31 protein-coding genes are annotated in these 26,535 nt (G+C 65.0%); 15 read left to right on the forward strand and 16 right to left on the reverse strand.

Going from position 1 to position 26,535, the window contains the following annotated elements; genetic code table 11:
- Positions 1-121: 121 nt before the first annotated feature.
- Complete coding sequence (locus GEU84_RS00215; RefSeq protein ID WP_152823502.1) at positions 122-2,158, reverse strand: NADH:flavin oxidoreductase; 2,037 nt, start codon at positions 2,156-2,158, stop codon at positions 122-124.
- Between the two features lie 123 nt (positions 2,159-2,281).
- On the opposite strand from GEU84_RS00215, the gene GEU84_RS00220 reads away from it, so the two are divergent.
- From GEU84_RS00220 to GEU84_RS00250, 7 genes are all read left to right on the forward strand, one after another.
- Positions 2,282-2,923 carry a TetR/AcrR family transcriptional regulator gene (locus GEU84_RS00220; RefSeq protein ID WP_217438492.1) on the forward strand — a complete coding sequence of 214 codons (642 nt, stop codon included), beginning with the start codon at positions 2,282-2,284 and terminating at the stop codon, positions 2,921-2,923.
- A 125-nt stretch (positions 2,924-3,048) separates the two neighbouring features.
- Positions 3,049-3,510 carry an RrF2 family transcriptional regulator gene (locus tag GEU84_RS00225; RefSeq protein WP_152823503.1) on the forward strand — a complete coding sequence of 154 codons (462 nt, stop codon included), beginning with the start codon at positions 3,049-3,051 and terminating at the stop codon, positions 3,508-3,510.
- A gap of 189 nt (positions 3,511-3,699) precedes the next feature.
- Positions 3,700-3,951 (forward strand): hypothetical protein, encoded by a 252-nt coding sequence (locus tag GEU84_RS00230; RefSeq protein ID WP_241427536.1) that lies wholly within the window; start codon positions 3,700-3,702, stop codon positions 3,949-3,951.
- Positions 3,952-4,115: 164 nt separating this feature from the next.
- Positions 4,116-5,153 (forward strand): sulfate ABC transporter substrate-binding protein, encoded by a 1,038-nt coding sequence (locus tag GEU84_RS00235; RefSeq protein WP_152824062.1) that lies wholly within the window; start codon positions 4,116-4,118, stop codon positions 5,151-5,153.
- Positions 5,150-5,986: a sulfate ABC transporter permease subunit CysT gene (gene cysT / locus GEU84_RS00240; RefSeq protein ID WP_152823504.1), complete on the forward strand. Its 837-nt coding sequence runs from the start codon at positions 5,150-5,152 to the stop codon at positions 5,984-5,986. Before GEU84_RS00235 ends, cysT begins: the two co-directional genes overlap by 4 nt.
- Positions 5,979-6,860, forward strand: a complete 882-nt coding sequence (gene cysW, locus GEU84_RS00245; protein WP_152823505.1) for a sulfate ABC transporter permease subunit CysW — start codon at positions 5,979-5,981, stop codon at positions 6,858-6,860. The genes cysT and cysW overlap by 8 nt, the downstream gene beginning before the upstream one ends.
- Positions 6,861-6,871: 11 nt before the next feature.
- A complete protein-coding gene (locus GEU84_RS00250) occupies positions 6,872-7,591 on the forward strand; it encodes a sulfate/molybdate ABC transporter ATP-binding protein (RefSeq protein WP_174539235.1) in 720 nt (239 codons plus the stop codon).
- 137 nt (positions 7,592-7,728) lie between these two features.
- On the opposite strand, the gene GEU84_RS00255 is transcribed toward GEU84_RS00250, so the two are convergent.
- From GEU84_RS00255 to GEU84_RS00270, 4 genes are all read right to left on the reverse strand, one after another.
- On the reverse strand, positions 7,729-8,031 hold the full coding sequence (locus GEU84_RS00255; RefSeq protein ID WP_152823507.1) for an FtsB family cell division protein: 303 nt from the start codon (positions 8,029-8,031) through the stop codon (positions 7,729-7,731).
- A gap of 107 nt (positions 8,032-8,138) precedes the next feature.
- Entirely contained in the window at positions 8,139-8,681 is a 543-nt protein-coding gene (locus GEU84_RS00260; protein ID WP_152823508.1) for a hypothetical protein, read from the reverse strand.
- Positions 8,681-9,610: a class I fructose-bisphosphate aldolase gene (locus GEU84_RS00265; protein ID WP_152823509.1), complete on the reverse strand. Its 930-nt coding sequence runs from the start codon at positions 9,608-9,610 to the stop codon at positions 8,681-8,683. The genes GEU84_RS00260 and GEU84_RS00265 overlap by 1 nt, the downstream gene beginning before the upstream one ends.
- 111 nt (positions 9,611-9,721) lie before the next feature.
- Positions 9,722-10,915, reverse strand: a complete 1,194-nt coding sequence (locus GEU84_RS00270; protein WP_152824063.1) for a phosphoglycerate kinase — start codon at positions 10,913-10,915, stop codon at positions 9,722-9,724.
- Positions 10,916-11,051: 136 nt separating this feature from the next.
- Here GEU84_RS00270 and GEU84_RS00275 point away from each other — a divergent pair, with 136 nt between their 5' ends.
- The gene (locus GEU84_RS00275) at positions 11,052-11,558 is read left to right on the forward strand and encodes a peptidylprolyl isomerase (RefSeq protein ID WP_152823510.1); all 507 of its coding nucleotides are present in this window, start codon (positions 11,052-11,054) and stop codon (positions 11,556-11,558) included.
- Positions 11,551-12,132: a peptidylprolyl isomerase gene (locus GEU84_RS00280; RefSeq protein WP_152823511.1), complete on the forward strand. Its 582-nt coding sequence runs from the start codon at positions 11,551-11,553 to the stop codon at positions 12,130-12,132. Before GEU84_RS00275 ends, GEU84_RS00280 begins: the two co-directional genes overlap by 8 nt.
- 104 nt (positions 12,133-12,236) lie before the next feature.
- Here the strand turns inward: GEU84_RS00280 and tyrS are convergent, their stop codons facing one another.
- Complete coding sequence (gene tyrS / locus GEU84_RS00285) at positions 12,237-13,487, reverse strand: tyrosine--tRNA ligase (protein ID WP_152823512.1); 1,251 nt, start codon at positions 13,485-13,487, stop codon at positions 12,237-12,239.
- Between the two features lie 59 nt (positions 13,488-13,546).
- Between tyrS and GEU84_RS00290 the strand changes: the two genes are divergently transcribed.
- Together GEU84_RS00290 and GEU84_RS00295 are read left to right on the forward strand one after the other, a co-directional pair.
- A complete protein-coding gene (locus GEU84_RS00290; RefSeq protein ID WP_152823513.1) occupies positions 13,547-14,641 on the forward strand; it encodes an anhydro-N-acetylmuramic acid kinase in 1,095 nt (364 codons plus the stop codon).
- A 151-nt stretch (positions 14,642-14,792) separates the two neighbouring features.
- Positions 14,793-16,406, forward strand: coding sequence for a Hint domain-containing protein (locus GEU84_RS00295; protein WP_152823514.1), 1,614 nt, complete (start codon positions 14,793-14,795; stop codon positions 16,404-16,406).
- Positions 16,407-16,572: 166 nt separating this feature from the next.
- On the opposite strand, the gene GEU84_RS00300 is transcribed toward GEU84_RS00295, so the two are convergent.
- The 5 genes from GEU84_RS00300 to GEU84_RS00320 form a co-directional block, all read right to left on the reverse strand.
- Entirely contained in the window at positions 16,573-17,145 is a 573-nt protein-coding gene (locus GEU84_RS00300; protein ID WP_152823515.1) for a retropepsin-like aspartic protease family protein, read from the reverse strand.
- Between the two features lie 74 nt (positions 17,146-17,219).
- Entirely contained in the window at positions 17,220-17,840 is a 621-nt protein-coding gene (locus GEU84_RS00305) for a MarC family protein (protein ID WP_152823516.1), read from the reverse strand.
- Between the two features lie 68 nt (positions 17,841-17,908).
- On the reverse strand, positions 17,909-18,364 hold the full coding sequence (locus GEU84_RS00310) for a DUF2267 domain-containing protein (protein WP_152823517.1): 456 nt from the start codon (positions 18,362-18,364) through the stop codon (positions 17,909-17,911).
- Positions 18,365-18,370: 6 nt separating this feature from the next.
- Positions 18,371-20,221 (reverse strand): ABC-F family ATP-binding cassette domain-containing protein, encoded by a 1,851-nt coding sequence (locus GEU84_RS00315; protein WP_152823518.1) that lies wholly within the window; start codon positions 20,219-20,221, stop codon positions 18,371-18,373.
- 46 nt (positions 20,222-20,267) lie between these two features.
- Complete coding sequence (locus tag GEU84_RS00320; protein ID WP_152823519.1) at positions 20,268-20,624, reverse strand: VOC family protein; 357 nt, start codon at positions 20,622-20,624, stop codon at positions 20,268-20,270.
- A 146-nt stretch (positions 20,625-20,770) separates the two neighbouring features.
- Here GEU84_RS00320 and ndk point away from each other — a divergent pair, with 146 nt between their 5' ends.
- Positions 20,771-21,193, forward strand: coding sequence for a nucleoside-diphosphate kinase (ndk, locus tag GEU84_RS00325; RefSeq protein ID WP_152823520.1), 423 nt, complete (start codon positions 20,771-20,773; stop codon positions 21,191-21,193).
- 68 nt (positions 21,194-21,261) lie between these two features.
- Here ndk and GEU84_RS00330 read toward each other — a convergent pair whose 3' ends face one another.
- Both GEU84_RS00330 and GEU84_RS21290 read right to left on the reverse strand, forming a co-directional pair.
- Positions 21,262-21,618 (reverse strand): TfoX/Sxy family protein, encoded by a 357-nt coding sequence (locus GEU84_RS00330; protein WP_152823521.1) that lies wholly within the window; start codon positions 21,616-21,618, stop codon positions 21,262-21,264.
- 114 nt (positions 21,619-21,732) lie between these two features.
- Entirely contained in the window at positions 21,733-21,867 is a 135-nt protein-coding gene (locus GEU84_RS21290) for a hypothetical protein (RefSeq protein WP_277604729.1), read from the reverse strand.
- Between the two features lie 288 nt (positions 21,868-22,155).
- Here GEU84_RS21290 and GEU84_RS00335 point away from each other — a divergent pair, with 288 nt between their 5' ends.
- From GEU84_RS00335 to GEU84_RS00345, 3 genes are all read left to right on the forward strand, one after another.
- Positions 22,156-22,326 carry an RSP_7527 family protein gene (locus GEU84_RS00335; RefSeq protein ID WP_174539236.1) on the forward strand — a complete coding sequence of 57 codons (171 nt, stop codon included), beginning with the start codon at positions 22,156-22,158 and terminating at the stop codon, positions 22,324-22,326.
- An 88-nt stretch (positions 22,327-22,414) separates the two neighbouring features.
- Complete coding sequence (locus tag GEU84_RS00340; protein ID WP_152823522.1) at positions 22,415-23,641, forward strand: RSP_2647 family RNA methyltransferase; 1,227 nt, start codon at positions 22,415-22,417, stop codon at positions 23,639-23,641.
- Positions 23,638-24,186, forward strand: coding sequence for an RSP_2648 family PIN domain-containing protein (locus tag GEU84_RS00345; protein WP_174539238.1), 549 nt, complete (start codon positions 23,638-23,640; stop codon positions 24,184-24,186). Before GEU84_RS00340 ends, GEU84_RS00345 begins: the two co-directional genes overlap by 4 nt.
- On the opposite strand, the gene GEU84_RS00350 is transcribed toward GEU84_RS00345, so the two are convergent.
- The 3 genes from GEU84_RS00350 to GEU84_RS00360 all read right to left on the reverse strand — a co-directional run bounded on the left by GEU84_RS00350 (position 24,187) and on the right by GEU84_RS00360 (position 26,533).
- Positions 24,187-24,498: a hypothetical protein gene (locus GEU84_RS00350; RefSeq protein ID WP_152823523.1), complete on the reverse strand. Its 312-nt coding sequence runs from the start codon at positions 24,496-24,498 to the stop codon at positions 24,187-24,189.
- Between the two features lie 81 nt (positions 24,499-24,579).
- On the reverse strand, positions 24,580-25,290 hold the full coding sequence (locus GEU84_RS00355; RefSeq protein WP_152823524.1) for a M48 family metallopeptidase: 711 nt from the start codon (positions 25,288-25,290) through the stop codon (positions 24,580-24,582).
- Between the two features lie 58 nt (positions 25,291-25,348).
- Positions 25,349-26,533, reverse strand: coding sequence for a vWA domain-containing protein (locus GEU84_RS00360; RefSeq protein ID WP_152823525.1), 1,185 nt, complete (start codon positions 26,531-26,533; stop codon positions 25,349-25,351).
- Positions 26,534-26,535 lie beyond the last annotated feature (2 nt).

Genomic DNA, 26,535 nt, shown 5'->3' on the forward strand with positions numbered 1-26,535 from the left:
CGCGCGGGGATATTTAGAGACAGAAAATGCAAGAAGGGCGGCATTTGTCTGACCCTTCCGGGCTTTCATCTTGGCAAAGTGTCCGCGCTGCAGGCCTTCGCCGCGGTCAGACCTTGACCGATCAGATATCCTTCACCAGCCGCAGCGCGTCATAGATCGCGGCATGGGTGTTGCGGGCCGACACCGCATCGCCGATGCGGAACAGTTGGAACCCATCCCCGGGTCCGCCGTGCAGCGCCTGTGGGCGGCCGTCTATCAGCGCGGCGTGATCCACCGCGCCGTGGTTGCGCGACAGCGGTTTCAGCGCGAAATAAAGCTCGTCCAGCGGCAGGGTGCCGTGGTTCACCACGACCTGATCGTAGTGAGCTTCCTTGGCCAGTGTCTTGTAATCGCTGCCGATTGTGGCGCGCAGGCGGTTGCCGTCGCGCGCGACTGACCGCAGGCGGTAGGTGACGGTGAAGGTGGTATCCAGTGATTGCAGTGCGCGCATGTAGGGCACAAGGTTCATGCCCATCACATCGGGCGCGAAGGTGCGGTCGGGGGTCATGATTTCCACATGCGCGCCGGTTTCTGCAATCAGTTGCGCCGCTTGCAGGGCGGCGTGGTCGCCCGCGTCGTCGTAAAGCAGCACGTTGAGCCCCGGCTTCACATCGCCTGACAGGATGTCCCAGGCCGAAACCGTCAGGTCATTGCCGGATTCGAGGATGTCGGTGTTGGGCAGGCCGCCGGTGGCGATGATCACCACATCGGGCGATTGTGCCGTGATATCATCGGCTTCGGCATAGGTGTTGAAGTGGAATGTCACGTCGCGCGCCGCGCATTGCGCCATGCGCCAGTCGATGATGCCGATCATCTCGCGCCGCCGGGGGCTTTGCGCGGTCAGGCGGATCTGGCCGCCGGGGTTGGGGGCGGCTTCAAAGACCGTCACCTGATGCCCACGCTCGGCGGCCACGCGGGCGGCCTCCAGCCCGGCGGGGCCTGCACCGACGATTGTTATGCGTTTACGGGTGGTTGCGGGCGGAATTGCATGTGGTACGGTCAGTTCGCGGCCCGTGGCCGCGTTGTGGATGCACAAAGCCTCGCCCGCCTGATAGATCCGGTCCAGGCAATAGGTGGCGCCGACGCAGGGGCGGATGTCGGACTCACGGCCCTCGACGATTTTCCGCACGATGTGCGGGTCGGCCATATGGGCGCGGGTCATGCCCACCATGTCGAGCTTGCCCGAGGCCACGGCATGCCGGGCGGTGGCCACATCGGGGATGCGGGCGGCGTGGAAGGTTGGCAGGCCCACCTCAGCCCGGATGCGGCCCGCGAAATCGAGATGCGGGGCGGATGGCATGCCCTGAATCGGGATCACATCGGTCATCGCGGGGTCGGTGTGAATCTGGCCACGGATGATGTTCAGGAAATCCACCATGCCGCTGTCGCGGAACAGATGGCCCATGCGGATGCCATCCTCGGCGGTGATGCCGCCCTGCGCCACCTCGTCGGCGGTATAGCGGATGCCGATCAGGAAACCGGGGCCGGTGCGTTTGCGCACGGCCTCCAGCACGTCAATGGTGAAGCGGGAGCGGTTTTCGAAACTGCCGCCATAGGGGGCGGCCAGCGTGTTGGTGAGGGGGGACCAGAACTGATCCATCAGATGCCCGTAGCATTCGAATTCGATGCCATCCAGACCCGCCGCCTGCATGCGTTCGGCAGCATCGGCGTAATCCTCGATGATGCGGGCTATGTCCCAATCCTCCAGCACCTTGGGAAAGGCGCGGTGGGCGGGTTCACGGAACGGGCCGGGGGCGACGGAGGGCAGCCAGTCGCCCTTGTTCCATGTGGTGCGGCGGCCAAGATGGGTCAGCTGTATCATCACGGCGCAGCCATGGGCGTGGCATTCGTCGGTCAAGGCCTTCATCCATGGCACCACCTCATCCTTGTAGGCCAGGATGTTGTTGAACACCGGCGGGCTGTCGCGCGACACGGCTGCTGACCCCGCCGTCATGGTCAGCGCCACGCCCGCCTTGGCCCGTTCGGCGTGATAGGCGCGGTAGCGGTCTTTCGGCATGCCATCGACCGGATAGGCCGGTTCGTGGCTGGTCGTCATGATCCGGTTTTTCAGCGTCAGGTGCTTCAGCCGGTAGGGTTGCAGCAGCGGATCGGTTGACATGGGGCACCTGTATGACGGGGTTCGGACAAGGCTAGCAGCCCTTTGCGGGCGCGTCAGGGCAGGAATCGACATGGGTGTCGATTTTTGCCGGTTTCCGGCCGCGGCCTGTGCTAGCCTTGCCCCATGGAGAGCGGCACAAAGGAACGCGGCTGGCGCGGGTCGCCCGAACTGTGGCTGGAGGCCGCCTATGCGGCGCTGGTCACGGGCGGGGTCGATCAGGTGCGGGTGATGCCGCTGGCGCAGGCGCTTGGCCTGTCGCGCACCAGTTTCTACTGGCATTTCGCGGATCGCGAGGCGCTGCTGGCCGCCCTGGTGGACCGTTGGCAGGCCACCAACACGCGCAACCTGGTGGCGCGCTGCGAGGCGCCGGCGGCCAGCGTGACCGAGGCGATGCTGAACCTGTTCGATTGCTGGATCACGCCAGAACTGTTCGATGCGCGGCTGGAATTTGCCATGCGCAACTGGGCGCTGGCCGATGCCGGGGTGGCTGCCACGTTCCTGGCCACCGATGCGCGGCGGCTGGAGGCGCTGCGGGCGGTCTTCGCACGTTTCGGCTACGCGGCGGATCAGGCGGATGCGCGGGCGCGCACGATTTACCTTACCCAGGTCGGCTATATCGCCATGCGCACGGATGAGACGCTGGCCGAACGGGTGCGCCGCATGCCCGCCTATGTGGAAACCTTTACCGGGCTGGCCCCCACAGTGCCCGAGGTGGCGGCCTATCTGGCACGCCATGCGGCAAAGCTGGCGGGCGACCCCGCATGACGCAGGATCGGGTGCCACGGTGAAACGGGCGTTGCGTTGCGAAAAGCCGGGTTGCATGGCCCGCTGCGATGGGTCTGTGCCCGACCGGCGTTGATTCACGGGGCAGGGCGCAGTATCTCGGGCGGATGATCACGCAAAAGATGAAATATGCGCTGAAGGCCCTGATGGTGCTGGCCGATGAAAAAGCCGGCGAGGGCCAGTCTTTGCGCATCGAGGATATTGCCAGGCTGTCAGGCACGCCCAAGCGGTTTCTGGAACACATCCTGCTGGAAGTGCGCAACGCGGGCATCATCGCCTCGGTCCGGGGGCGGTCAGGCGGTTATGTGCTGATCAAGCCGCCCGAGGCGGTGTCGGTGTCTGAACTGTTGCGCCTGATTGACGGGCCGATTGCGCCCTTGCCCTGCCTGTCACGCCGGGCCTACCAGCGCTGCGAGGATTGCGCGGATGAGGAAAGCTGCCGCATCCGCCGGGTCTTTGCCGAAATCTTCTGGTCCTACTTGGTGCTGATCGATTCGCTGACGCTGGCCGATCTGGTGAAATCGCCCCCCGTGGCCGCGCAGGTTTTGGGCGCGCCAGAGCCTATCTGAGGCAAACAACTGAATTTAATGTAAAAATTCCTGAATTCGCGTCGCGGATGACGGTGGAATTATATCCCATAATCACGACAGATTTAGGCGTGTTATTTTTCTTGATAAACTCGATAAAGTCTGTAGTTATTAAGGGGTCAGCAGGGCCGACCCGGCCCGGTGCTGACTGGCAGACGAAAGGAGACCCCGATGACCCCATCTGTCCACGCCTTCGGCGCCCCCCTTGCGGGCAGCGTTCCGGTTCCGGTGATGCAGCAGGGCGCGACCTGCGCTGTCCGTCTGATCGACCGCCGCACCGGCCGCCCACACCGTCTGGCAGGAGTGCCGCTGACCGTTTTCACCAGGACGCCGCTGGAAACCGCCGCCGAACTGCTGGCGGGCCGCAACCCCGCCCATTGGGAAACCCGCATCGAAGCCCTGATCACGGTGCAGAGCCGATGAGCATCCACAGCGTTTTCGGGCTGCTGCCCCTGATCCCCCTGCGTGGCAATGGCCGTGCAGCCCCCTTGACCAAGGAGACAACACCCATGTTTGCCACCATCCGGATCGCCAGCCACATAACCGCGCAGGGCCACCATCTGCATGACCTGCCTGATGGCCGCGTGATGATTTCCACCGGCGAGCGCACGCTGATCGGCTGGCCCGTTGCGCGCAGGCTGCGCGGTGCGGTGACGGCGCTTGCGCTGGTGCTGGCAGGGCTTGCCGCGCCGCAAGGCGCGCAGGCCGACGCGCTGCTGAACGTAAGCTATGACCCGACGCGCGAATTCTACCGCGAATTCAACGAGGCTTTTACCGCGCATTGGGTGGCCGAAGGCAATGCGGCACCCGACATACAGACCTCGCATGGTGGGTCAGGGTCGCAGGCCCGCGCCGTGATCGACGGGCTGGAGGCGCAGGTTGTGACGCTGGCGCTGTCCTCCGACATCGACAGGATCGCCGAGGCGGGCAAGCTGCCCGCCGACTGGCAGGCCAGCCTGCCGCACAATTCCAGCCCCTATACCTCGACCATCGTGTTTCTGGTGCGCGAGGGCAACCCCAAGGGCCTGACCGACTGGGGCGATCTGGTGGCCGAGGGGGTGGAGGTGATTACCCCCAACCCAAAAACCTCGGGCGGGGCGCGGTGGAACTATCTGGCCGCCTGGGCCTGGGCGGAAAGGAACGGGCAGGATCCACAGGCCTTTGTCGGCGCGCTCTACAAGAACGTGCCGGTGCTGGATACCGGCGCGCGCGGATCGACCACCACGTTCGCGCAGCGTGGCATCGGTGACGTGCTGCTGGCCTGGGAAAATGAGGCCTATCTGGCGCTGAAGGAACTGGGCGAGGATGCGTTTGACATCGTGGTGCCATCCGTATCAGTGCTGGCCGAACCGCCGGTGGCGCTGGTCGAGGGCAATATCAAGACCGATGCTGACCGTGCGCTGGCAACCGCCTATCTCGACTATCTCTACAGCCCCGCAGGGCAGGCGCTGGCCTTCAGGCATTTCTATCGCGCCTGGGATGCGTCTGCGGCAGACCCTGCGGATGTGGCACGCTTTCCCGAACTGGAACTGGTGGACATCGGCCATTTCGGCGGCTGGGCGAAGGTGCAGCCTGAACATTTCGGCGATGGCGGGATCTTTGACCAGATCTATGTGGCGAAATGAGCAGGGCATTGCTGCACCCATCCCCCATGCCCGGGTTCGGGCTGGCCATGGGGGTCACGCTGACCATGCTGTCGCTGGTCGTGATCTTGCCGATTGGCGCCCTTCTGTGGAAGGGCGCTGCCTTTGGTCCGCTAGAGGTCTGGCGCGTCATCAACACGGAACGCAGCTTTGCGGCGCTGTTCCTGTCGTTCCGGGTGGCGCTGTTGGCGGCGTTGTTCAACCTGGTGTTCGGTTGCCTTTTGGCCTGGGTGCTGGTGCGCTATCGCTTTCCGGGCAGACGGCTGATCGACGCGGCGGTTGACCTGCCCTTTGCCCTGCCCACGGCCGTGGCGGGTATCGCGCTGACCGCGCTTTACGCGCCAAACGGGGCCATCGGGTCGCTGGCGCGCGAACTGGGCATGAAGATCGCCTACACCGAAACCGGCATCCTGATCGCGCTGATTTTCGTGGGCCTGCCCTTTGTCACCCGCACCGTGCAGCCAGTGATCGAGGAGATCGAAAAAGAGGTGGAGGAAGCCTCGGCCACGCTGGGGGCGACCCGCGCCTACACCCTGCGCCGGGTGGTGGTGCCGATGCTGGCACCAGCGGCGCTGACCGGGTTCGCGCTGGCGCTGGCGCGGTCGGTGGGCGAATACGGTTCGGTGATCTTCATCGCGGGCAACATCCCGCTTGTGACCGAAATCGCGCCGCTGCTGATCGTCATCAGGCTGGAGGAATTCGATTACAACGGTGCCGCCGCCATCGGCATAGCCATGCTGTTCATTTCATTCTCGATGCTGCTGGCGATCAATGCCGTGCAGATCTGGAGCCGCCGGAGGATTGGCTATGTCTGACGCCACGCTGGTCGACCTGCAACGCAGGCGCGCCTTTCGCGCGCCGACAAACGAGGCCCCCTGGCTGCGGGTGCTGCTGACCCTGGGGGTGGTGGGCGTGCTGGCGCTGCTGCTGTTCGCGCCGCTGATCGTGGTGTTCGTGGATGCGCTGGCACAGGGGGCGGGGGCGGCGCTGGCGTCGCTCGCCAACCCCGATGCGGAATCGGCCATCTGGCTGACGCTGACGGTGACGGCCATCGTGTTGCCGCTGAACGCCGCTTTCGGCATTGCCGCCGCCTGGGCGATCACCAAGTTCGACTTTCGCGGCAAGGCGTTTCTGATCACGCTGATCGACCTGCCGTTTTCCGTCTCGCCGGTGGTGGCGGGGCTGTGTCTGGTGCTGCTGTTCGGGTCGAACAGCCTGATCGGCGGCTGGCTGGTGGCCAGCGGGTATCCCATCATCTTTGCGCTGCCGGGCATCGTGCTGGCCACGCTGTTCGTGACCTTTCCCTTTGTGGCGCGTGAGCTGATCCCGGTGATGATCGAACAGGGCCGCGCCGAGGAAGAGGCGGCGCTGACGCTGGGGGCAGGGGGCTGGCGGGTGTTCTTCACCGTCACCCTGCCCAACATCCGCTGGGCGCTGCTGTATGGCGTTTTGCTGTGCAATGCCCGCGCCATGGGCGAGTTCGGCGCGGTGGCGGTGGTGTCGGGCAAGATCAGGGGCCAGACCGCCACCATGCCGATCACCATCGAGATGCTTTATAACGAGTATCTTTCGGTCGCGGCCTTTTCCATGGCCGCCCTGCTGGCGCTGCTGGCGCTGGTGACGCTGACGCTGAAAACCCTGCTGGAATGGCGCTATGCCGACCAGCTGGCTGCAAACCACCGGCATTGAGGGGCCTTGCCATGCACATCCAGATTGATGAAATCTCGAAAGAATTCGGCAGCACGGCGGCGCTGACGCCGGTGACGCTGGGCATCCCCTCGGGGGCGCTGGCGGCACTGCTGGGCCCATCGGGGTCGGGAAAGACGACCTTGCTGCGCATCCTGGGGGGCCTCGAATTCCCCAGTTCCGGCCGGGTGCTGTTTGACGGGCAGGATGCGACGGGCCTGTCGGTGCAGGAACGCCGGGCGGGTTTCGTGTTCCAGTCCTATGCGCTGTTCCGGCATATGACGGTGTTTGAGAACATCGCCTATGGGTTGCGCGCCCGGCCCCGGGTCAGCCGACCCGCCGATGCGGAAATCACGCGGCGGGTGACGAAACTGCTGGACCTGATCCAGTTGCCGCAGATCGGCACCCGCTATCCCAGCCAGTTGTCGGGCGGCCAGCGCCAACGCGTGGCGCTGGCCCGCGCGCTGGCGATCGAGCCGCGCATGCTGCTTCTGGACGAACCCTTCGGCGCGCTGGATGCCCGCGTGCGCAAGGAATTGCGGCAGGGCCTGCGCGAGATTCACGACAACACGGGGCTGACCACGGTTTTCGTGACACATGACCAGGAAGAGGCGATGGAACTGGCCGATCTGGTGGTGGTGATGTCGATGGGCCGCATCGAACAGGTGGGCCGCCCGGCCGACATCCGCGCCCGGCCAAAGACCGATTTCGTGCGGGAGTTCATCAGCGTGTAGAATTCTGGCCGGGGCGGCGTTGCGCAATGCCCATTGCGCAAGGCAGCCCCCGGCTTGCATTTCTCATCCGCAGATCGCAGCGCAGTTGGACGGCATGGCAAAGCGCCGTGACGTCGCACTGGCCCGGTTTGGTTTTCTTACCTTATCACGATCTCATCTGCCCGGATGTAGCCCAGCACGGTGCGGGCCTGTTCATCCAGCAGGTCAAGATCCAGATATTCATCTGACAGCCGTCTGGTCTTGTTCTCGATCTCGGCCAGCGCCAGCACCAGGCGGTCACGCTCCAGCCGCAGTTCCTCGGCCTCGGCGGCGATCTGCACCTGGCGGAACACGCCGTAATCGCCCTGCACGGCGGCAAAGGTGAAATAGGCCCCCAAGGTGCAGACCAGCAGGAAATACAGGCTGGCCCCGATGGCGGGGCGGTGAGTGGTGGGTGTCATCTGCGGGCCTCTGGCTGGCCCCGCTGCACGGGGGCTTTCGGGCGAATCATGCCACAGGGACGGGGCGATGTGAATCCCTCATTCTGCATGGCCCGAAAGGCCGCCTGTCACAGCCCGCTGAACTGAAGCCCGGTGTCGAATGTGCCGCTGAACTTGCGGCAGGCCCCGTTCTTGCCGCCGCGCGGGCACAATTCGGCGGTCAGCCGCCCGGACATGCTGCCATAGCCACTGCCGCTGCCCAGTTCGATGGCCGTAATCTCCAGCACCGCGGCCCGGCCCTGCGACGAAAGGCGCGGCCCTTCGAGGCCATCGTCGAAAATCTCGATCATCAGGGCTGTCGGCTTGCTGCCAACCTGCGGTGTGCTGGCATAGGTGGCTGCAACACGCAGTCGGCCCGTTTCGGCATCGGGGTCGCCGGGGGTGTAGCCGATCAGTTTAAACGTGATACCGTCATAAGTGTCGATCCAGGCCGAGGCGTCGAAGGCACCGATGGAAAAATCATAGGTCTGCCACGCCACGGCGTCGCGGCCCAGCGTGGCTGCCACATCGCCCAGAACAGGCGGATAGCCGGGCGGCGGATCGGGGTAATAGGCCTCTTGCCCCGCTGCGGGGGCGGCCAGCGCCAGAACCAGAACCGCCGCCCGCCACATCAGGCTTTGCCCTTGTAGATGTCGACCAGTTTCGCCAGCATCGCCAGCGCATCCTCGCGCGACCGCTGGAAGCTGTTGCGCCCGATGATCGACCCGTTGCCGCCGCCGTCGCGGATCGCGCGGGCGTCGTCATAGACCGCATCGGCACCCTTGGCCGCACCGCCCGAGAACACGATGATCCGGCGGCCGGCAAAGGACGCCTCGACACAATGCCTTACCCGCGCCGCCTGCGTGGCGATATCGATCTTTTCCTTTTCATAGACCTTCTTGGCCTCGCCCAGCATCAGGTGATCGGTCGAAAGCTTGATCTTGATGATATGCGCGCCCAGCAGGGCCGCCACATGCGCCGCATAAGCCGCCACGTCGATGGCGGTTTCGCCGTCTTTCGTCACGGCCTCGCCACGCGGATAGGACCAGATGACAGTGGCCACGCCCTTGGCGGCGGCCTCTTTGCGCATCTCGACGATTTCCTCGAACATGTCCAGCGCCATGTCCGACCCCGGATAGATTGTGAAACCGATGGCCGCGCAGCCCAGCCGCAGCGCATCATCAACCGATGCCGTCACGGCCTGATTCTTGCCCGCCGTATCCGACATCAGACTGTTGGCGCTGTTGCACTTCAGGATCGTGGGGATCTGGCCTGCGAATGTGTCGGCGCCCGCTTCCAGCGAGCCAAGGGGGGCTGCATAGGCGCTCAGCCCCGCGTCGATGGCCAGTTGGTAATGGTAATGCGGGTCATAGCCTGCCGTATTGGGCGCAAAGCTGCGGGCCGGGCCATGTTCAAACCCCTGATCGACGGGCAGGATGATCATCTTGCCGGTGCCGCCCAGCTTGCCTTCCATCAGCATGCTGCAAAGGTTGCCCTTCACGCCGGGCGTTTCGCCCTCATACATGCTCAGGATCTTCTGGACTGCCTTGGTCGCGCGCATCGGGGGGTTCCTTTCACTCAGCGGGCCGTGGCTCCGCGTCTAGAATCAGCCTTTCAGTCATGCAATCTTGTTGGCGCTAACAGGTTGCGCCAACATGACAAAGCGTTGCGTTCAGGTCTCAAGCGCGGCGACGCCGGGCAGAACCTTGCCCTCCATCCATTCCAGAAACGCCCCGCCCGCGGTGGAGATGAAGGTGAAATCATCGGCCGCCCCGGCCTTGTTCAGTGCCGCCACGGTATCACCGCCCCCCGCGACCGAGATCAGGCCACTCGCGCGCGTCATGGCCGCAGCCTGCGCCGCCGCCGCATTGGTGGCCGCATCAAACGGTTCGATTTCAAACGCGCCCAGCGGGCCGTTCCAGATAAGGGTTTTCGCCGTGGCGAATACCGCCGCCACCGCCGCCACCGTGGCGGGCCCGGCATCAAGGATCATGGCATCGGCGGGGCAGGCATCGGCGGCGACCACCTCGTTCGCCGCGCCTGCCTTGAATTCGCGCGCCACCACCACATCCACCGGCAGATGGATGGTGCAGCCCGCCGCCTTTGCCTTGGCGACAATCTCCAGCGCAGTTGGGGCCATGTCACGCTCGGCCAGTGATTTGCCCACCTCGATGCCCTGCGCCACAAGGAAGGTGTTGGCCATGCCGCCGCCGATCACCAGATGATCCACCTTGGTCACAAGATTGCCCAAGAGGTCCAGCTTGGTCGAAACCTTGGCCCCGCCCACCACCGCCACCACCGGGCGCTGCGGCTGGCCCAAAGCGGCCTCCAGCGCCTTCAGCTCCGCCTCCATCAACCGGCCAGCGGCGGCGGGCAGCAGCCGGGCAATCGCCTCGGTCGAGGAATGCGCGCGGTGTGCCGCCGAAAAGGCGTCATTCACATAGACTTCGCCCAAGGCCGCCATGCCCGCTGCAAGTTCGGCATCGTTCGTTTCCTCGCCCGCGTGGAAACGGGTGTTTTCCAACAGCAGCACATCGCCCGGCCCCATCGCCGCCACCGCCGCCTTGGCCGGGCCACCGATGCAATCCTTGGCAAAACCAACGCGATGCCCCGGCAAAGCGGCCTGCAAGGCGGGCAGCACCAGTTCAAGGCTCATCTCGGGCACCACCTTGCCCTTGGGCCGCCCGAAATGCGCAAGCAACACCGGCTTGCCGCCCTTGGCCAGAATGTCCGTAATCGTGGGCACGATCTTTTCGATCCGCGTCGCATCCGTGACCACGCCGTTTTCCATCGGCACGTTCACATCGACGCGCACCAGCACAACCTTGCCGTTCATGTCGATGTCGTCGAGTGTTTTCCAGCCCATGATGCCCTCGCAATTCGGTTTGCCCTGTTCCACCCTATCGGCGGGCATCCGTCAACCGCGCGCATCACGCAGCTTTGCCCTTTTCACCATGGCTGCGCCCGACTAGGGTTCGCCCACAGTTTTGCAGGAGGGCCCGATGGCCGAAATAACCGATCCCGAGAACACCATCATCATGACGCTGAAAACCGGCGAGGTGGTGATCCAGTTGCTGCCCGACGTGGCCCCCAAACATGTGGAGCGGATGAAGACCCTCGCCCGCGCCGGGGCCTATGACAATGTGGTGTTCCACCGCGTCATCGACGGCTTCATGGCCCAGACCGGCGACGTGGAAAACGGCAATGCCGAAAAGAACTTCAACCTGCGCCGCGCGGGCACGGGCGGGTCGGAGCATCCCGATCTGCCGGCCGAATTTTCCAAGCTGCCGCATGCGCGCGGGTCCATCGGGGCGGCGCGGTCGCAGAACCCCAACAGCGCCAACAGCCAGTTCTTCATCAACTTCACCGACAACAATTTCCTGAACGGGCAGTATACCGTTTACGGTCAGGTGATTTCCGGCATGGATCATGTGGACAAGATCACCCGGGGCGAGCCTGCGCCAAACCCGGACCGGATGATTTCGGTCAAGGTGGCTGCCGATGTCTAAGGTCATTCTTGCAGGGGTGGCCGCCCTTGGCCTTGCGGCGCTGGGCGGGTTCGCACTGTCGCAAACCGCGCAGGCGCAGGCCACCGATGGCCCCGGCCCCAATCTGGTGATCGAGGTGGCCGGCGCCGCCAATGGCACCGTGACCATCGACCTGCTGCCCGATGTGGCCCCGCTGCATGTGGCGCAGATCACGGCGCTGGCCAAAGAGGGCGCCTATGACGACGTGGTGTTCCACCGCGTCATCGACGGTTTCATGGCGCAGACCGGCGATGTGCAGTTCGGCAAGGGCGGTGTCACCGGCCAGTCGGGCATGGGCGGGTCTTCCTTGCCCGACATTCCGGCCGAGTTTTCGGATGTGAGCTTTGATCGCGGCGTGGTGGGCATGGCGCGGTCACAAGACCCGAATTCCGCCAACAGCCAGTTCTTCATCATGTTCGCGCCGGGCGAATTCCTGAACGGGCAATACACCGTGGTGGGCCGGGTGATTTCGGGCATGGATGTGGTGGACGCCATCCAGCGCGGCGAGCCGCCGTCGGCCGCCGACCGCATGGTGAAAGTGACCGTGGCCGAATAGCCGCTGTCGCGCTTGTTGAGAGCGCCGGGGGGGCTGCCTGCCCCCCCGGACCCCCCCGGGGATATTTAACGACAGAAAATGAAGAAGGTGCAGGGTCGCCTGAGTCACGCCATCCGCACGAGCCTGTGCTTCTTCTTGCCGATCGAGACTTTCAGTTCGGTCCCGATAAGATCGCCTGACACCGTGCCATTCGCATCCGTCACAAGATCATTGTTGAATCTGAGCCCGTGTTCGGCCACCAGCCGTTTCGCCTCTTTGCCCGAGGCGACCAGACCGGCGGCCACCAGGAAATGCGTGACCGACAGGCCATCGCCCAGAGTGGCTGCGGGCAGGGTGACAACCTCCAGATCCTCGCCCACGCCGCCCTGTTCGAACACCGCGCGCGCCGTGGCTTCGGCATTGGCGGCGGCCTCGGCACCATGCAGCAGGGTTGTGACCTGATTGGCCAGGATGATCTTGGCGTCGTTGATCGCCGAGCCTTCCAGCGCGCCCAGACGGTCGCATTCGTCGACCGGCAGTTCGGTATAGAGTTTCAGGAACCGGCCCACATCGGCATCGGTGGTGTTGCGCCAGAACTGCCAGAAATCATAGGGCGACAGCATCGCGCCGTTCAGCCAGACCGCGCCCCCCTGCGACTTGCCCATCTTGCGCCCGTCAGAGGTCGTCAGCAGCGGCGAGGTAAGGCCGAAGATCTGCTGGTCAATCACCCGGCGCGTCAGGTCGATGCCGTTGATGATATTGCCCCATTGATCCGACCCGCCCATCTGCAAAAGGCAGCCGTAGCGGCGGTTGATTTCAAGGAAATCATAGGCTTGCAGGATCATGTAGTTGAATTCGAGGAAGCTGAGGCTCTGTTCCCGATCCAGCCGCGATTTCACGCTTTCGAACGCCAGCATCCGGTTCACCGAGAAATGCCGCCCGATGTCGCGCAGGAAATCGAGGTAGTTCAGCCCATCCAGCCATTCGGCGTTGTTCAGCATGATGGCATCGGTCGGCCCGTCGCCGTAGGAAAGGTAGCGCGCGAAAACCGTGTTCATGCCCGCGATATTGGCGTCGATCTGCGCGGGCGTCAGCAGCGGGCGCTCATCGGCGCGAAACGACGGATCGCCCACTTTTGTGGTGCCGCCGCCCATCAGGGTGATCGGCTTGTGCCCGGTCTTTTGCAACCAGCGCAGCATCATGATGTTCAAGAGGTGGCCCACATGCAAGGACGCCGCCGTGGCATCATAGCCGATATAGGCAGGCACGACCCCCTTGACCAAAGCCTCGTCAAGCGCCTGATAATCCGTGCAGTCGGCCAGAAAGCCGCGCTCGGTCATCACACGCAGGAAGTCGGATTTCGCATGGTAGGTCATGGTGCTCTCGTGCATTAAAGACGTGTCCGTATACCGGGCGCGGGTATGAAGGGGAAGGCATGTTGAAAGCGGGGCCAGTCTGGGCGCTGGGGGCGATGTCGGGCACGTCGCTGGACGGCGTCGATGCTGCCATGCTGCTGACCGACGGGGTGCGGATACTGGACTTTGGCCCGGTGGGGTATCGGCCCTATACCGAGGCCGAACGCGCGGTGATCCGTGCGGGTTTCGGCCTCTGGCCCGGCGATCCGGGGGTGGAGGCGGCGGCGGAGGTGGTGGAAACCGCGCATGCCGAACTGCTGTCGGGCTTTTCCGGGGCCGATCTGGTGGGGTTTCACGGGCAGACACTGGCGCATGACCCGCGCGGGCGGGGCACGCATCAGGCGGGGTCGGGCGATGTGCTGGCGCAGGTGCTGGGCCTGCCGGTGGTCTGGGATTTCCGCAGCGCGGATGTGCGGATGGGCGGGCAGGGCGCACCGCTGGCCCCGTTCTATCACGCGGCCTGCGCGCAATGGATGGGGGCCACGGGGCCGCTGGCCTTCCTCAATCTGGGCGGGGTGGGCAACCTGACCTGGGTGGACCCGCGCGTGGCCGGCCCGGATGCGCCGGGGGCCTGTCTGGCCTTTGACACCGGCCCCGCCAATGCGCCGGTGAACGACCTGATGCTGGCGCGGCGGGGCCTGGCACAGGATGCGGGCGGGGCGCTGGCGGCCGAGGGTGTGCCGGATGCCGCCGTGCTGACCGCTTTCCTGAACCATCCGTATTTCTTCAAGATGCCGCCGAAGTCGCTGGACCGCAACGATTTTCCGGCACTTGTCGCGGCTGTGGCGGGGCTTTCGGATGCCGATGCCGCGGCCACCCTTACCGCCGCTGCCGCATTGGCCGTGGCGCGGGGGGCCGAGCATTTTCCCGTGGCGGTGGACCGTGTGCTGGTCTGTGGCGGCGGGCGGCACAATGCCACGCTGATGGCGATGCTGGCGGCTGAATTGCCCTGCACGGTGGCCCCGGTCGAGGATGCTGGGCTGGACGGCGACATGCTGGAGGCGCAGGCCTTTGCCTATCTGGCGGTGCGTGTGGCGCGGGGGCTGCCCACCTCGGGGCCATCGACCACGGGGGTTGCGGGGGCGGTGGGGGGCGGGCAGATCAGCCGGCCCTGATGCCGCCACGCGGCCCCGCGCCCGCCCTAGCAGACGGCCAGCCCGGTCTGGTGGCACCATTTGATGCTGACCGTTGTTTTCGGTCTGGCATAAACCCCGTCTTTACGCGCTGCCCCTGATAACGGCGCAACACAGCGCGCAGGGGGTTCCAATGGCGGTGGCAGCGAAACTGGCGGTAGATTCCTCGGCCGATGCCATGCAGATGGCAGATGCCATGTTCGGCAACGGGATCGCCGTGCAATCGGCCAGCTATATCGGCGCCGCGTCGGCCAAGGGCATCTACAGCAACGGCGATCTGGTTGCGCCCGGTCTTACCCCGTCCGACTCGGGGGTGATCCTGTCAACCGGCAAGGCGGCTGATGTGACGAACGCCGCTGGCGATGCCAATGTTTCGGCGGGAACGACGACAAATCACTACCGGCAAGGCGACGACGATCTGTCGCAGGTCTCTGGTCACGAGACGTTTGACGCGGCGGTGTTCGAGGCGACCTTCATCCCCGAGGGCAGCACGCTGACGATGCAGGTTGTGTTTTCGTCGGAGGAATATCTGGAGTTCACCAACTCGGGGTTCAATGATGCGGTGGGGGTCTGGGTCAACGGCGTTTCCGCTACGCTGACGGTCGGCACCGGCGACATCACGATCAACAACATCAATGACACCAGCAACGCCAACCTCTACATCGACAACCCGGCCAGTGCCGAGACGCACAACACCGAGATGGACGGCTTTACAGTGACACTGACGCTCAAGGCACCCGTCGTGCCGGGGCAGGTGAACACGATCAAGATCGGCATCGCCGATGGCGGTGACGCGGCCTATGACAGCAACCTGCTCATCGCGGGCAATTCCATCCAGACCGCGCTGATCGCCGGGGATGACGCTGTCAGCATGACTGCCGGAACGACAGCACAGATCGACGTGCTGGCCAATGACGTTTCGGCAACAGGCGGAACGCTGACGATCACCCACATCAACGGTCAGGCTGTCGCGGTTGGCGATACCATCACGCTTGCAACAGGCGAACAGATCACGCTGACGGCGACGGGTTTTCGTCTGGCGATCGACGCGGAAGAAGCAGGCAGCAACACGTTTTCCTATAACGTGGTGGATGACCTGGGCAATTCCGACGTGGCCTTTGTCACTGTCACAACGTCGGTGCCCTGCTTTGCCGCGGGCACGCTGGTTGCCACGCCAACCGGCCCCCGCCCGGTGGAGCGGATTTTGGTGGGTGATCTTGTCATGACGCTGGATCACGGCGCGCGGCCGGTGCGCTGGATCGGCAAGAGGCGGCTTTCGGGCAACGAACTGGCGGCGATGCCGGCTTTGCGCCCGATCCGCATCGCGCGAGGGGCCCTTGGGGCAGGGCGGCCGCTGGCGGATCTTCTGCTGTCGCCGCAGCATCGGGTGCTGGTCCGTTCGCGCATTGCACGGCGGATGTTCGATGCCGACGAAGTGCTGGTGGCGGCAAAGCAGCTGCTGGGGATGCCCGGTGTCACGCAGGACTCTGGGGCGCAGTCTGTGACCTATGTGCATCTGCTGTTTGACCGGCACGAACTGGTTCTGTCCAATGGTGCGGCGACCGAGTCGCTGTTCACCGGGGCAGAGGCGGTGAAAACCATCGAGCCCGCTGCGCTGGCCGAGATTTTCGCCATCTTCCCGGCGCTGCGCGCGCCGCAGCCGGTGCGCCCCTTTGTGCAGGGCAAGGCGGCGCGCCAGCTGGCCGCGCGCCACCAGCGCAACGATGTGGCGTTGCAGGCACTGTGATGGAACGGGACGGTGTGCGGGGCTGAGTGGCAGATTGATCCGGTGGCTTCTGTCAGGCCCCGGCAACCAGTTTGCAGCGAAGGTGCATTCCGCCGCAGATTGCGCCCGTCATCTGGCGCTGCGGGAAGTGGCCCGGCCGCAGGTGCAGCCCCCCGCCCGCCGCGGGTCAGCGCAGCAACACCATCCGGTCGCCGTCAATCTCCACCCGGAAGCGGCCCAGATAATCCATCCCCAACAGGGATCCATCCATCGGCGCCTCGTTCACAAAGGCGGTCAGGCGGCGGTCGGTGACGGGGCCAAGCGCCACATCCTCCAGCAACACGCGCGCCGTGCGGACGGGGCCGTTTGCGGTCTGGGCCTGCCCGTCGAACCGCAGGGTGGCCAGATCGATGCCCAGGGCCTGCGCATCGGCGGGCGACAGAACAACCGATGTGGCCCCGGTATCGGCCAGAAAGGTCACGGGCTGGCCCCGCACGGTCAGCGTCACATAGTAATGCCCGTCAGGTGCGCGGGGGATGGTGATGCCGCCGTCCTGCATCACCGCCTGCTGCGGGCGGCTGGCCTGCATGCCGGTCCAGACGCCGTAAGCCGCCATCAGGCCCAGAAAGATCATCCCCCAGGCCAGCGCCGTGCGCAGCGCAAGGCCCAGACGGCTGCGGTATTCGGCAAAGACCCAGCCACCCACGGCCATCAGCAGCAGCAAAAGATAGGCCAGTTGTCCGTAACTTCCGCCGTCCATCGCCCCGATCCTTCTGCTGTGCGCCCGTCCGATATAGGGGCCGCCCGCGCCGATGCAATTGGCGGGGGGCGTGGTCAGCCGATCAGCCCGGTGCCTCTGATCCCGTCGATCACGAATTGCACCGACAGCGCCGCCAGCAGCATGCCCAACAGGCGGGTGATCACGATGGTGCCGATGCGTCCCAGCATCCGCTCCAGCGGACCTGCGATCAGGAACAGCGCAAAGGCCAGCGCCACCACGAAGATCATCACCAGATGCACGGCCACCGTGCCCGCCCAGCCCGGACCGGATTCACCCACCAGCAGGATCATCGTGGCAATCGCCCCCGGCCCCGCGATCAGCGGGATGGCGATGGGAAACACCGACGGGTCATGCAGGGGCTCGTTCTTCTGGCCCTCGCGCCGCTGGGTGCGGCGTTCGAACAGCATGTCCAGCGCGGTCAGGAACAGGAGTATCCCGCCCGCGATGCGGAAGGCGGGCATGGAAATGCCGATGAAGTTCAGCACCGCCTCGCCTGCCAGCCCGAACACCGTCAGGATGCCGATGGCCACAATGCAGGCCCGCCCGCCAATCGCGCGGCGCTGCGCGGGCGACATGCCGGGGGTCAGCGCGATGAACAAAGGGATCAACCCCGGAGGGTCGATGACCACAAACAGCGTGGCAAAGGCGGTGATGAGGAAGGCGGTTTCGATCATCGGGAACCCTGCATGTCTGGCCCACCCATTCCTAGCCGCTGCGGTGGCCGCAAGCCAGAACTTACGGTTCAGACGATACGCGGCCCCAGTGTGGCGGGGTCGATGCCCGGCGTGGCCCAGAATTCGGCGGCAAAGGGCGGCAGGCGGGCGATCACCCGGTCAAGATCGCGCGCCTGCACCGCCTTGCGCAGGGCGATTGCCGTGGCGGCCACGCAGTTTTCCGGCGTCAGGTTGTGGTGCGGGCGCAGCGCGCGGGCCTCGGCCGTCCAGTCGGCACGGGTGCGGGGGTCGGCAGGCGGTGCCAACTGCCATTCCGCCACGAACAGCGCGCGCAGCACTGACGGCAGCACCCCGGCAAAATCCACCGCCTGTTGCGGGGTCAGACGGCGGCGAAAGGCGCGCAGCACGCCTTGCACCGCCGTGTAGGTGGAATTGTCGCTGACCAGCGCCATTTCGTCGCGCGCATCGGCCAGAAAGGCGCGCCATTCCGCCGTGGCCTGCCGGTAGGTTGCTGGCATCGGCATCGGCGATCAGGCCCCAACAAGCTCCAGCTTTTCCTGCGCTTTCAGCCACAGCGCCTCGGCACGGTCCAGACCTTCCATCACCTCGGCGTATTTCTTTTGCCAGGTTTCCGCCTCGGATCCGCGGGACGGGTCGTAAAGCGCAGGGTCAGCCAGCTTTTTCGCCAGTTTGTCGCGCATGTCGTTCAGCTTGCCCAGCCGTTCCTCGCATTTGCGCACCTCGGCCTTGAGGGCCAGAATCTCGTCGCGGCTGGCCTTTTTCGGCTTGTCCGCCACCACGGGTTTTTCCTTGGGCGTCTCGTCGCCCGCCAGCAGTTCGGCGCGGTAGGTGTCGAGATCCTTTTCATAGGGCACCACCGCTCCGCCCTTCACCAGCCAAAGCCGGTCGGCCACCAGCCCCAAAAGGTGCATGTCATGGCTGACCAGCACCACGGCACCGGAATATTGCGTCAGCGCCTCGACCAGCGCCTCGCGGCTTTCCATGTCAAGGTGGTTGGTCGGTTCGTCCAGAATCAGCAGATGCGGCGCGTCGATGGTGGCCAGCAGCAACGAGAGCCGCGCCTTTTGCCCGCCCGACAGGCGGCCCACGGCGGTTTCCGCCTGATCGGCCATCAGGCCAAAGCCCGCAAGCCGCGCCCGCAGCCTTGGCTGCCCCTCGGCGGGCCGCAGCCGCATGACATGTTGCAAGGGGGTTTCGTCGATATGCAGCTCGTCCACCTGATGCTGCGCGAAATAGCCGATGCGCAGTTTGGACGACCGCACGATCTTGCCCTCGGCCGTGGCCAGTTTCCCGGCCAGCAGCTTGGAAAGCGTCGATTTGCCTTCGCCGTTCCGCCCCAACAAGGCGATCCGGTCATCCTGATCTATGCGCAGGCTGAGTTTTTTCAGCACCGGCGGGCCGCCATAGCCCACAGCCGCATTGTCGATGTTGATGATCGGGGGCGACAGCTCTTCCGGCTCGGGGAAGGTGAAGACCTGTTTCTTCGCTTCCTCGGGCGGGGTGATCGTCTCCATCTTTTCCAGCATCTTCACGCGGCTTTGCGCCTGCACGGCTTTTGATGCCTTGGCCTTGAACCGGTCCACGAAAGATTGCAGATGCGCGCGCCGCGCCTCCTGCTTTTTCGCCTCGGCCACCAGAACGGCGCGCTTTTCGGCCATCTGGCGGGCGAACTGGTCATAAGGGCCGTTCCAGTAGGTCAGCTTTTTCTGATCCAGATGCAGGATGCCCTGCACCGCCCGGTTCAACAGCCCCCGGTCGTGGGAAATGATGATGACCGAATGCGGGTATTTCTGAAGGTATGACTCCAGCCACAAGGCGCCTTCCAGATCCAGATAGTTGGTCGGTTCGTCCAGAAGCAGCAGGTCGGGCTGGGCAAACAGCACGCCCGCAAGTGCCACGCGCATCCGCCAGCCGCCGGAAAAATCGGAACAGGGGCGCAACTGCGCCTCGGCGTCAAACCCCAGACCTTTCAGAATCGCCGAAGCCCGGCCTTCCGCCGACCAGGCATCAATATCGGCCAGCCGGGTCTGAATTTCGGAAATGCGCGCGGGGTCATGCGCGGTTTCCGATTCCTTCAGCAAGGCTGCGCGTTCTGTATCCGCCTCCAGCACCGTATCCAGCAAGGATGTGGAGGATGACGGCACCTCCTGCGCCACGCCACCGATGCGGGACCGCGCGGGCAGGCTGATCTCACCGCCCTCCAGCGCCAGTTCGCCCCTTATCAGCTTGAACAGGGTGGTCTTGCCGGTGCCGTTGCGGCCGACAAGGCCGACCTTGTGGCCAGCGGGAATCGTGGCCGTGGCCCCTTGCAGCAAGGGGCGGCCTTCGACGGAGTAATTTATATCCATGATGCGCAGCATGTGCGCGCCTTAGCAGAGCCCGGCGGCGGGGGGAAGGCAGAGCGTGTCAGCCGTGCGGTTGCCACAGCTCGATCGGGTGCCCCTCGGGGTCATGCAGCCGGGCGAACCGGCCAACGCCGTCACTGTCCCATTCCGCGCGGGTTTCCACCGCGATTCCCGCCCCCCGCAAGCTTGCGATCATTGCATCAAGGCCCGCGACGCGGAAATTCAGCATGAAGCGCTGGTCGGCGGCGAAATAATCACTGTCGGCGGCAAAGGGCTGAAACAGCAGCGGCCCCGCCTCGGTTGGCCAGAATGGCAGATCGCCCTGCGGGCCGATGCCCAGATGGGTGGCATACCACGCGGCCAATGCCGCAGGATCGCGCGCGCGAAAGAAAAATCCGCCGATTCCGGTTACAGGCATGGTCGCCTCCGTCAGTGCCGCAGCGTCATCCTACACCGCATCGGGCGGATTGAGGTGTTTTCTTCGCATCCGCCCCATGCTAGCAGGACGGCGCAATTCACCGGCGCGGGCAGGGGCCCGCACCGCCAGCATGGAAAGAGGGCATCATGGCCATCGAACGCACCCTGTCGATCATCAAACCCGATGCGACCCGCCGCAACCTGACCGGCAAGATCAACGCCAAATTCGAAGAAGCGGGCCTGCGCATCGTCGCGCAGAAGCGCGTTCACCTGAGCCTCGCCCAGGCGCAGAAATTCTACGAAGTGCATGCCGAGCGTCCGTTCTTCGGCGAACTGACCGAATTCATGGCGTCCGAGCCGGTGGTGGTGCAGGTGCTGGAAGGCGAAGGCGCCATTGCGAAAAACCGCGAAGTGATGGGCGCGACCAACCCGGCCAATGCCGCTGACGGCACGATCCGCAAGGAATTCGCCCTGTCGGTCGGCGAAAACTCGGTCCACGGGTCGGACGCGCCGGAAACCGCCGCTCAGGAAATCGCCTATTTCTTTGCCGGTCTGGAACTGGTCGGCTGATCTGACGACTGCGCAATGAAACGGTCGCATCCCCCGGGGTGCGGCCTTTTGATTCGAACCGTTCGGTGTCAGCCACGGGGACGGGGGCGTTCGATCACGCCGATCTGGTCAAGAAACGCATCAAGCGCGCGGTTGCGCCCCGATGGGGCGGCGCTGGCGGCATGCTGCGCCTTCAGCGCATCGAACCGCAGGCGCAGGGCCTTTTTCTCTTCCCCCTTGCAATCGTTCCAGGGGCGGCCTTGCAGACCCATTACCAGCACATAATAGCCGATGAAATGCGCCGCAACGCCGTTCGCCAAAAGGCGCAGATAGGCGGCATCGGCCCCCAAATCGCGGATCTCCTCGGCGGAATGGATGCCTGCGCGGGCAAAGGCCGCCTCGGATGCGGGGCCAAGGTTTGGGATGGATGTGACCGGGCTGGGCATGGCAAAGCCTTGTGGTTTTGCCGCAGCCTAGCCGCTGGCCCCGGGCGGGCAAGGCAAATTCGCCCTGTGTGCCTGTGCCAGCGGCCTGTCAGGCCGCAGGTGCCGCGCCTTGCGTCAGATCGACGCCCAGTCGCGGAAGATCGGCTTTTGGCCCTGCTGCGGGGCGGGGGCGGCGTCTTGCCCCTGCTGCTGGCTGGGCGAGGGCGCGCTGCCCTGTTGCGGGCTGGGTTGCGACGGGGTCTTGGCCATGTGACTGCTCCGGTGTTCTGGCTCTTGGGTCGTCATTCATCTGTCATAAACCATTTTCGCCCACGGATATGGCCGGGCAGCGACCGCTTCATGACAGTTTTGCGGCGATCTATGCGGTTCCTGGGCGGGCTGCAAGCCGGTCGATGTGACAATCATTGCCATGTGTTGCAGGGCCGTGAGGTGTAGCCATGCGCCTGTGGCATGGCGGCAATTCCTGTTGCATGGCTGACATCTGCCGCGCTGCGGCGTAAATTGGCTGCGGGGAGTGACAATTATCAGGATGATGCCATGACCCTTTCTTCACAAAGTTCCACCACCCCCGCCGACATGGATGCCATTCTGCGCGAGGCCCACCGCCTGCGCGCCGAAGCCCTGCGCGGTATGGGTGTGGCACTGCACCGCGCGCTGCGGTTGCGCTTTGCCCGCCTGACGGGCCGCCAGTCGCGCCGCGCCGCCTGACGCCCCTGCGCTGGGGCCTTTCGCCGGGGGGCGGAACCTAGTATCCGGGGGCATGACATCCCCCGATCCGCAAGCGCCCCGCCCCGCCATGCCCGACACTGAAACCGTCCAGACCGAAACCGCCCGCGCGCACCCCACCGTGCGGCTGAAGCCCAAGGCCGAGGCCCGGGCGATCCGCCACGGTTTCCCTTGGGTCTATGCCGATGAACTGGTGACAGACCGGCGCACACAGGGGCTGGCCCCCGGTGCCCTGGCCGTGCTGGAGGATGACCTGCGCCGCCCGCTGGGGCTGGTGACGGTGAACAACGCGTCCAAGATCATCGCCCGCATGCTGGACCGTGACGAAAACGCGGTGATTGATCAGGCTTGGTTCGCCGCCCGGCTGACCCGCGCGCTGGCGCTGCGCGAACGGCTTTATGCCACGCCCTTCTACCGGCTGGTGCATGCCGAGGCTGACGGCCTGCCGGGCGTGGTGATCGACCGTTTCGGCGATACCGCCGTGGTGCAGCCCAACGCCGCCTGGGCCGAGACGCATCTGGATACGCTGGTGGCGGCTTTGGTCGCCGTGACCGGCGTGGCGCATGTGGTGAAAAACGGCACCGGCCGCGCGCGCGGGCTGGAAGGCCTGCCCGAAGATACGCAGGTGCTGCGCGGCACGGTCGATGCGCCGATCCCGGTGCCGATGAACGGGGCCACCTATCTGGCCGATCTGATGGGCGGGCAGAAAACCGGGCTGTTCTTTGACCAGCGGCCCAACCATGCCTTTGCCGCCGGACTGGCCAAGGGCGCACGGGTGCTGGACATGTTCACCCATGTCGGCGGTTTTGCCCTGGCCGCGCTGGCCGGTGGCGCGCAATCGGCACTGGCGGTCGATGCGTCAGCCCCCGCCTTGGCGCTGGCGGAGCAGGGTGCTGCGGCCAGCGGCGTGGCCGACCGTTTCACCACCCGCCAGGGCGATGCCTTTGTGGTGCTGGAGACTTTGGGCACCGAGGGCGCGCAGTTCGACATGGTGATCTGCGACCCGCCCGCCTTTGCCCCCGCCAAACCGGCGCTTGAGGCGGGGCTTCGCGCCTATGAACGGCTGGCGCGGCTGGCGGCGCCGCTGGTGGCACCGGGCGGCTATCTGGTGCTGTGCTCCTGTTCGCATGCCGCCGACCTTGCCAGTTTCCGCAACGCCTCGGCGCGCGGCATCGGGCGGGGCGGGCGGCGGGCGCAACTGCTGCATACCGGATTTGCCGCGCCCGACCACCCGATGCTGCTGCAACTGGCGGAATCGGGCTATCTCAAGGCGCTGTTCTTCCGGCTTGACGGGTGAAGGTGGTTCTGGACGCCTGCGTTCTTTACCCATCCGTGTTGCGCGCGATCCTGCTGCGCGTGGCGGCGGCGGGCTGCTACACCCCGCTGTGGTCCGACCGGATACTGGAGGAATGGGCACGGGCCACGGCCAAGCTGGGCATGGCGGCCCAAGCCACGGCGCGCGCCGACATTGCGCTGATGCGCGGTGCGTTTCCGGGTGCGACAGTGCGCGCCCAGCCCAATCTTGAGGCGCGGCTGCACCTGCCGGACGAGAATGACATTCACGTTCTGGCGGTGGCCATCGGCAGCAGCGCCGATGCGATCCTGACCTTCAACGCGGCGGATTTCCCGCGGCATGTGCTGGCCGCCGAAGGGGTCGCACGCCGCGACCCCGACGGGTTTCTGTGGGAATTGTGGTCGCACCACCCCGCCCGCGTGACCGAGGCGCTGGAACAGGTGCGCGCCGAGGCGGAACGCATGGCAGGCACCCCGGTGGCGCTGAAACCGCTGCTGAAAAAGGCGCAACTGCCACGGCTGGCCAAGGCTGTTGCGGCCCAAACATGATTACGCGGCTGCGGCGGCAGCCTTGGGCGTGCAGGTCATGTCTTTCGGGCAGTCCGGTGGCGTTGCCGCCGTGATCGCCAGCCACATGAAAATGATCGAGGCCGCCAGCGCCAGTGCCTTTGGCCCCAAATCCTTCAACGCTTTCAACAGTTCGGCCAGTTTGCCCGGATCGACGCTGTCGATCAGCGCCTTGCCCTCAGGCGGCTGAATCGCCTCTTTGGCATTATTCCATTCATCCAAAAGCAGAAACAGAAAAATCACAAACGTCACGACGGAAAAGACAAGACTGACCCAGGCAATGTTTTCCAGCATAATGCGCACCCAAATGAAATTGTCCGATGCCTGACAATATCAGTTTCCGGGCGAGTCGCACAGTCGCCCTGCAACGCAGGGTCAGGGCACGCGCCTGTCAGGCAGCACCGGCACGCCCCATTTCTGTTCGCGCGCCTCGATGGCCCTGATGCGGTCTTCGGTCGCGGGGTGGCTCAGCAGCCAGGCGGGGGTGCCTGCGCCATGGCCCCCCGTCAGCACGCCCAGTTTGCGGAACAGAGATTTCTGCGGGCCGGTGCCGATGCCCGCCTTGACCAGCAGGGCCGAGGCATAGGCATCGGCCTCGTGCTCATCCCGGCGCGACAGGCGGGCGGCCAGTGCCGTGCTGATCAGCCGCGCGATCCAGATGCCGATGAAGGGCAAAAAGCGGTTCAGCAGTGCCGACAGCATCATGAACACTGCATTCTGGCCGGTAAAGTCGATCATCCGGCGGCGCGAATGCCCCAATGCCACATGCCCCAGTTCATGCGCGATGACCGATGCCAGTTCTTCCGCCGTCACCTCGCCCGCGCGGAATTTCTGCACGAACCCGCGCGTCAGGAATATCCGCCCGTCGGGGGCGGCCAGACCGTTCACCGCATCCACCTCGAACACATGCACCTTCACCTGTGGCACATCCAGCGCCACCGCCATCTTGTCAGCCAGCCGGGTAATCTCGCGCTCGGTCAGGGGCCGCGACTGCTGATCCAGCATCTTCGCCGTCCGCCAGGCGGAAAAGCGATACATCGCAAGGCCGTAAGCGATGGCAAGCAGAAAGGGGAGGAATTTCAGCATGAAGGGAATATGGGATGAAAACCGCCCGAGGCAAAGTGCGATGCAGGGAAAATTCGCGTCATCGCCCCAGCACCCTGATCCCTTGCGAAATGCCCTCCAGCGTCATGGGCACCATGCGGTCGGGGAAGATCTGGCGGATCAGGCGGGTGGAATGGGTATGTTCCCAGAACCGTTCCGGGGTGGGGTTGATCCACAGATGTGCGGGCCATTGCTGACAGGCGCGGGCCAGCCAGACATGGCCTGCCTCGGCGTTCCAGTGTTCGTTCGCGCCGCCGGGGTGCAGGATTTCATAGGGCGACATCGCCGCATCGCCGACAAAGATGCATTTCCAGTCCGGCCCATGGGTGCGCAGCACATCCCATGTGGGGGTCTGTGCATCCCAGCGCCGGGCATTGTCGCGCCACACGCCCTCATAAAGACAGTTGTGAAAGTAATAGGGCACCAGATGCTTGAATTCGCTGCGGGCGGCGGAAAACAGTTCTTCCATCACCTTGACATGCGCGTCCATCGAGCCGCCGATATCCAGAAACAGCAGCACCTTTACCGCATTGCGCCGCTCTGGTCGTGTCTGCACATCCAGCCAGCCATGTTCAGCGGTGGCGCGGATGGTGCCGTCCAGATCAAGCTCCTGCTCGGCACCATCCCGGGCCCACTTGCGCAACCGGCGCAGGGCGATCTTGATGTTGCGGGTACCCAGTTCCACCTGATCGTCCAGATTGCGGAATTCGCGCTTGTCCCAGACCTTCACCGCGCGCTGGTGGCGGCTGGCATCCTGACCGATGCGCACGCCCTCGGGGTTGTAGCCATAGGCACCAAAGGGGCTGGTGCCCGCCGTGCCCACCCATTTGTTGCCGCCCTGATGGCGGCCCTTCTGTTCCGCCAGCCGCTTTTTCAGCGTCTCCATCAACGCATCGAACCCGCCAAGCGCCGCGATGGCCGCGCGTTCCTCGGCGCTCAGGTGCTTTTCGGCCAGCTTTTCCAGCCAGTCGCGCGGCACGTCCAGCGCGGTCAGCACATCCTCGGGGCTGATGCCCTCCAGCCCCTTGAACGCCTCGGCAAAGGCGCGGTCGAAACGATCAAGGTGGCGTTCGTCCTTTACCATCGCCGTGCGGGCGAGGTAGTAGAATTCCTCGGGGTCATAGGTTGCCAGCCCTGCCGCCATGCCTTCGAGAAACGCCAGATATTCGCGCAGGGATACCGGAACCCCGGTGCGGCGCAGCGTGTCGAAGAACGGCAGGAACATCG

It is taken from the genome of Fertoeibacter niger, from assembly GCF_009380135.2.
In the GTDB taxonomy this organism is placed as follows: domain Bacteria; phylum Pseudomonadota; class Alphaproteobacteria; order Rhodobacterales; family Rhodobacteraceae; genus Fertoeibacter; species Fertoeibacter niger.

Excerpts from the sequence above, each read along its gene's own strand:
- GEU84_RS00215 (WP_152823502.1), bottom strand. The coding sequence starts at position 2,158 with ATGTCAACCGATCCGCTGCTGCAACCCTACCGGCTGAAGCACCTGACG.
- GEU84_RS00220 (WP_217438492.1), top strand. The coding sequence starts at position 2,282 with ATGGAGAGCGGCACAAAGGAACGCGGCTGGCGCGGGTCGCCCGAACTG.
- GEU84_RS00225 (WP_152823503.1), top strand. The coding sequence starts at position 3,049 with ATGATCACGCAAAAGATGAAATATGCGCTGAAGGCCCTGATGGTGCTG.
- GEU84_RS00230 (WP_241427536.1), top strand. The coding sequence starts at position 3,700 with ATGACCCCATCTGTCCACGCCTTCGGCGCCCCCCTTGCGGGCAGCGTT.
- GEU84_RS00235 (WP_152824062.1), top strand. The coding sequence starts at position 4,116 with ATGATTTCCACCGGCGAGCGCACGCTGATCGGCTGGCCCGTTGCGCGC.
- cysT (WP_152823504.1), top strand. The coding sequence starts at position 5,150 with ATGAGCAGGGCATTGCTGCACCCATCCCCCATGCCCGGGTTCGGGCTG.
- cysW (WP_152823505.1), top strand. The coding sequence starts at position 5,979 with ATGTCTGACGCCACGCTGGTCGACCTGCAACGCAGGCGCGCCTTTCGC.
- GEU84_RS00250 (WP_174539235.1), top strand. The coding sequence starts at position 6,872 with ATGCACATCCAGATTGATGAAATCTCGAAAGAATTCGGCAGCACGGCG.
- GEU84_RS00255 (WP_152823507.1), bottom strand. The coding sequence starts at position 8,031 with ATGACACCCACCACTCACCGCCCCGCCATCGGGGCCAGCCTGTATTTC.
- GEU84_RS00260 (WP_152823508.1), bottom strand. The coding sequence starts at position 8,681 with ATGTGGCGGGCGGCGGTTCTGGTTCTGGCGCTGGCCGCCCCCGCAGCG.
- GEU84_RS00265 (WP_152823509.1), bottom strand. The coding sequence starts at position 9,610 with ATGCGCGCGACCAAGGCAGTCCAGAAGATCCTGAGCATGTATGAGGGC.
- GEU84_RS00270 (WP_152824063.1), bottom strand. The coding sequence starts at position 10,915 with ATGGGCTGGAAAACACTCGACGACATCGACATGAACGGCAAGGTTGTG.
- GEU84_RS00275 (WP_152823510.1), top strand. The coding sequence starts at position 11,052 with ATGGCCGAAATAACCGATCCCGAGAACACCATCATCATGACGCTGAAA.
- GEU84_RS00280 (WP_152823511.1), top strand. The coding sequence starts at position 11,551 with ATGTCTAAGGTCATTCTTGCAGGGGTGGCCGCCCTTGGCCTTGCGGCG.
- tyrS (WP_152823512.1), bottom strand. The coding sequence starts at position 13,487 with ATGACCTACCATGCGAAATCCGACTTCCTGCGTGTGATGACCGAGCGC.
- GEU84_RS00290 (WP_152823513.1), top strand. The coding sequence starts at position 13,547 with ATGTTGAAAGCGGGGCCAGTCTGGGCGCTGGGGGCGATGTCGGGCACG.
- GEU84_RS00295 (WP_152823514.1), top strand. The coding sequence starts at position 14,793 with ATGGCGGTGGCAGCGAAACTGGCGGTAGATTCCTCGGCCGATGCCATG.
- GEU84_RS00300 (WP_152823515.1), bottom strand. The coding sequence starts at position 17,145 with ATGGACGGCGGAAGTTACGGACAACTGGCCTATCTTTTGCTGCTGCTG.
- GEU84_RS00305 (WP_152823516.1), bottom strand. The coding sequence starts at position 17,840 with ATGATCGAAACCGCCTTCCTCATCACCGCCTTTGCCACGCTGTTTGTG.
- GEU84_RS00310 (WP_152823517.1), bottom strand. The coding sequence starts at position 18,364 with ATGCCGATGCCAGCAACCTACCGGCAGGCCACGGCGGAATGGCGCGCC.
- GEU84_RS00315 (WP_152823518.1), bottom strand. The coding sequence starts at position 20,221 with ATGCTGCGCATCATGGATATAAATTACTCCGTCGAAGGCCGCCCCTTG.
- GEU84_RS00320 (WP_152823519.1), bottom strand. The coding sequence starts at position 20,624 with ATGCCTGTAACCGGAATCGGCGGATTTTTCTTTCGCGCGCGCGATCCT.
- ndk (WP_152823520.1), top strand. The coding sequence starts at position 20,771 with ATGGCCATCGAACGCACCCTGTCGATCATCAAACCCGATGCGACCCGC.
- GEU84_RS00330 (WP_152823521.1), bottom strand. The coding sequence starts at position 21,618 with ATGCCCAGCCCGGTCACATCCATCCCAAACCTTGGCCCCGCATCCGAG.
- GEU84_RS21290 (WP_277604729.1), bottom strand. The coding sequence starts at position 21,867 with ATGGCCAAGACCCCGTCGCAACCCAGCCCGCAACAGGGCAGCGCGCCC.
- GEU84_RS00335 (WP_174539236.1), top strand. The coding sequence starts at position 22,156 with ATGACCCTTTCTTCACAAAGTTCCACCACCCCCGCCGACATGGATGCC.
- GEU84_RS00340 (WP_152823522.1), top strand. The coding sequence starts at position 22,415 with ATGCCCGACACTGAAACCGTCCAGACCGAAACCGCCCGCGCGCACCCC.
- GEU84_RS00350 (WP_152823523.1), bottom strand. The coding sequence starts at position 24,498 with ATGCTGGAAAACATTGCCTGGGTCAGTCTTGTCTTTTCCGTCGTGACG.
- GEU84_RS00355 (WP_152823524.1), bottom strand. The coding sequence starts at position 25,290 with ATGCTGAAATTCCTCCCCTTTCTGCTTGCCATCGCTTACGGCCTTGCG.
- GEU84_RS00360 (WP_152823525.1), bottom strand. The coding sequence starts at position 26,533 with ATGTTCCTGCCGTTCTTCGACACGCTGCGCCGCACCGGGGTTCCGGTA.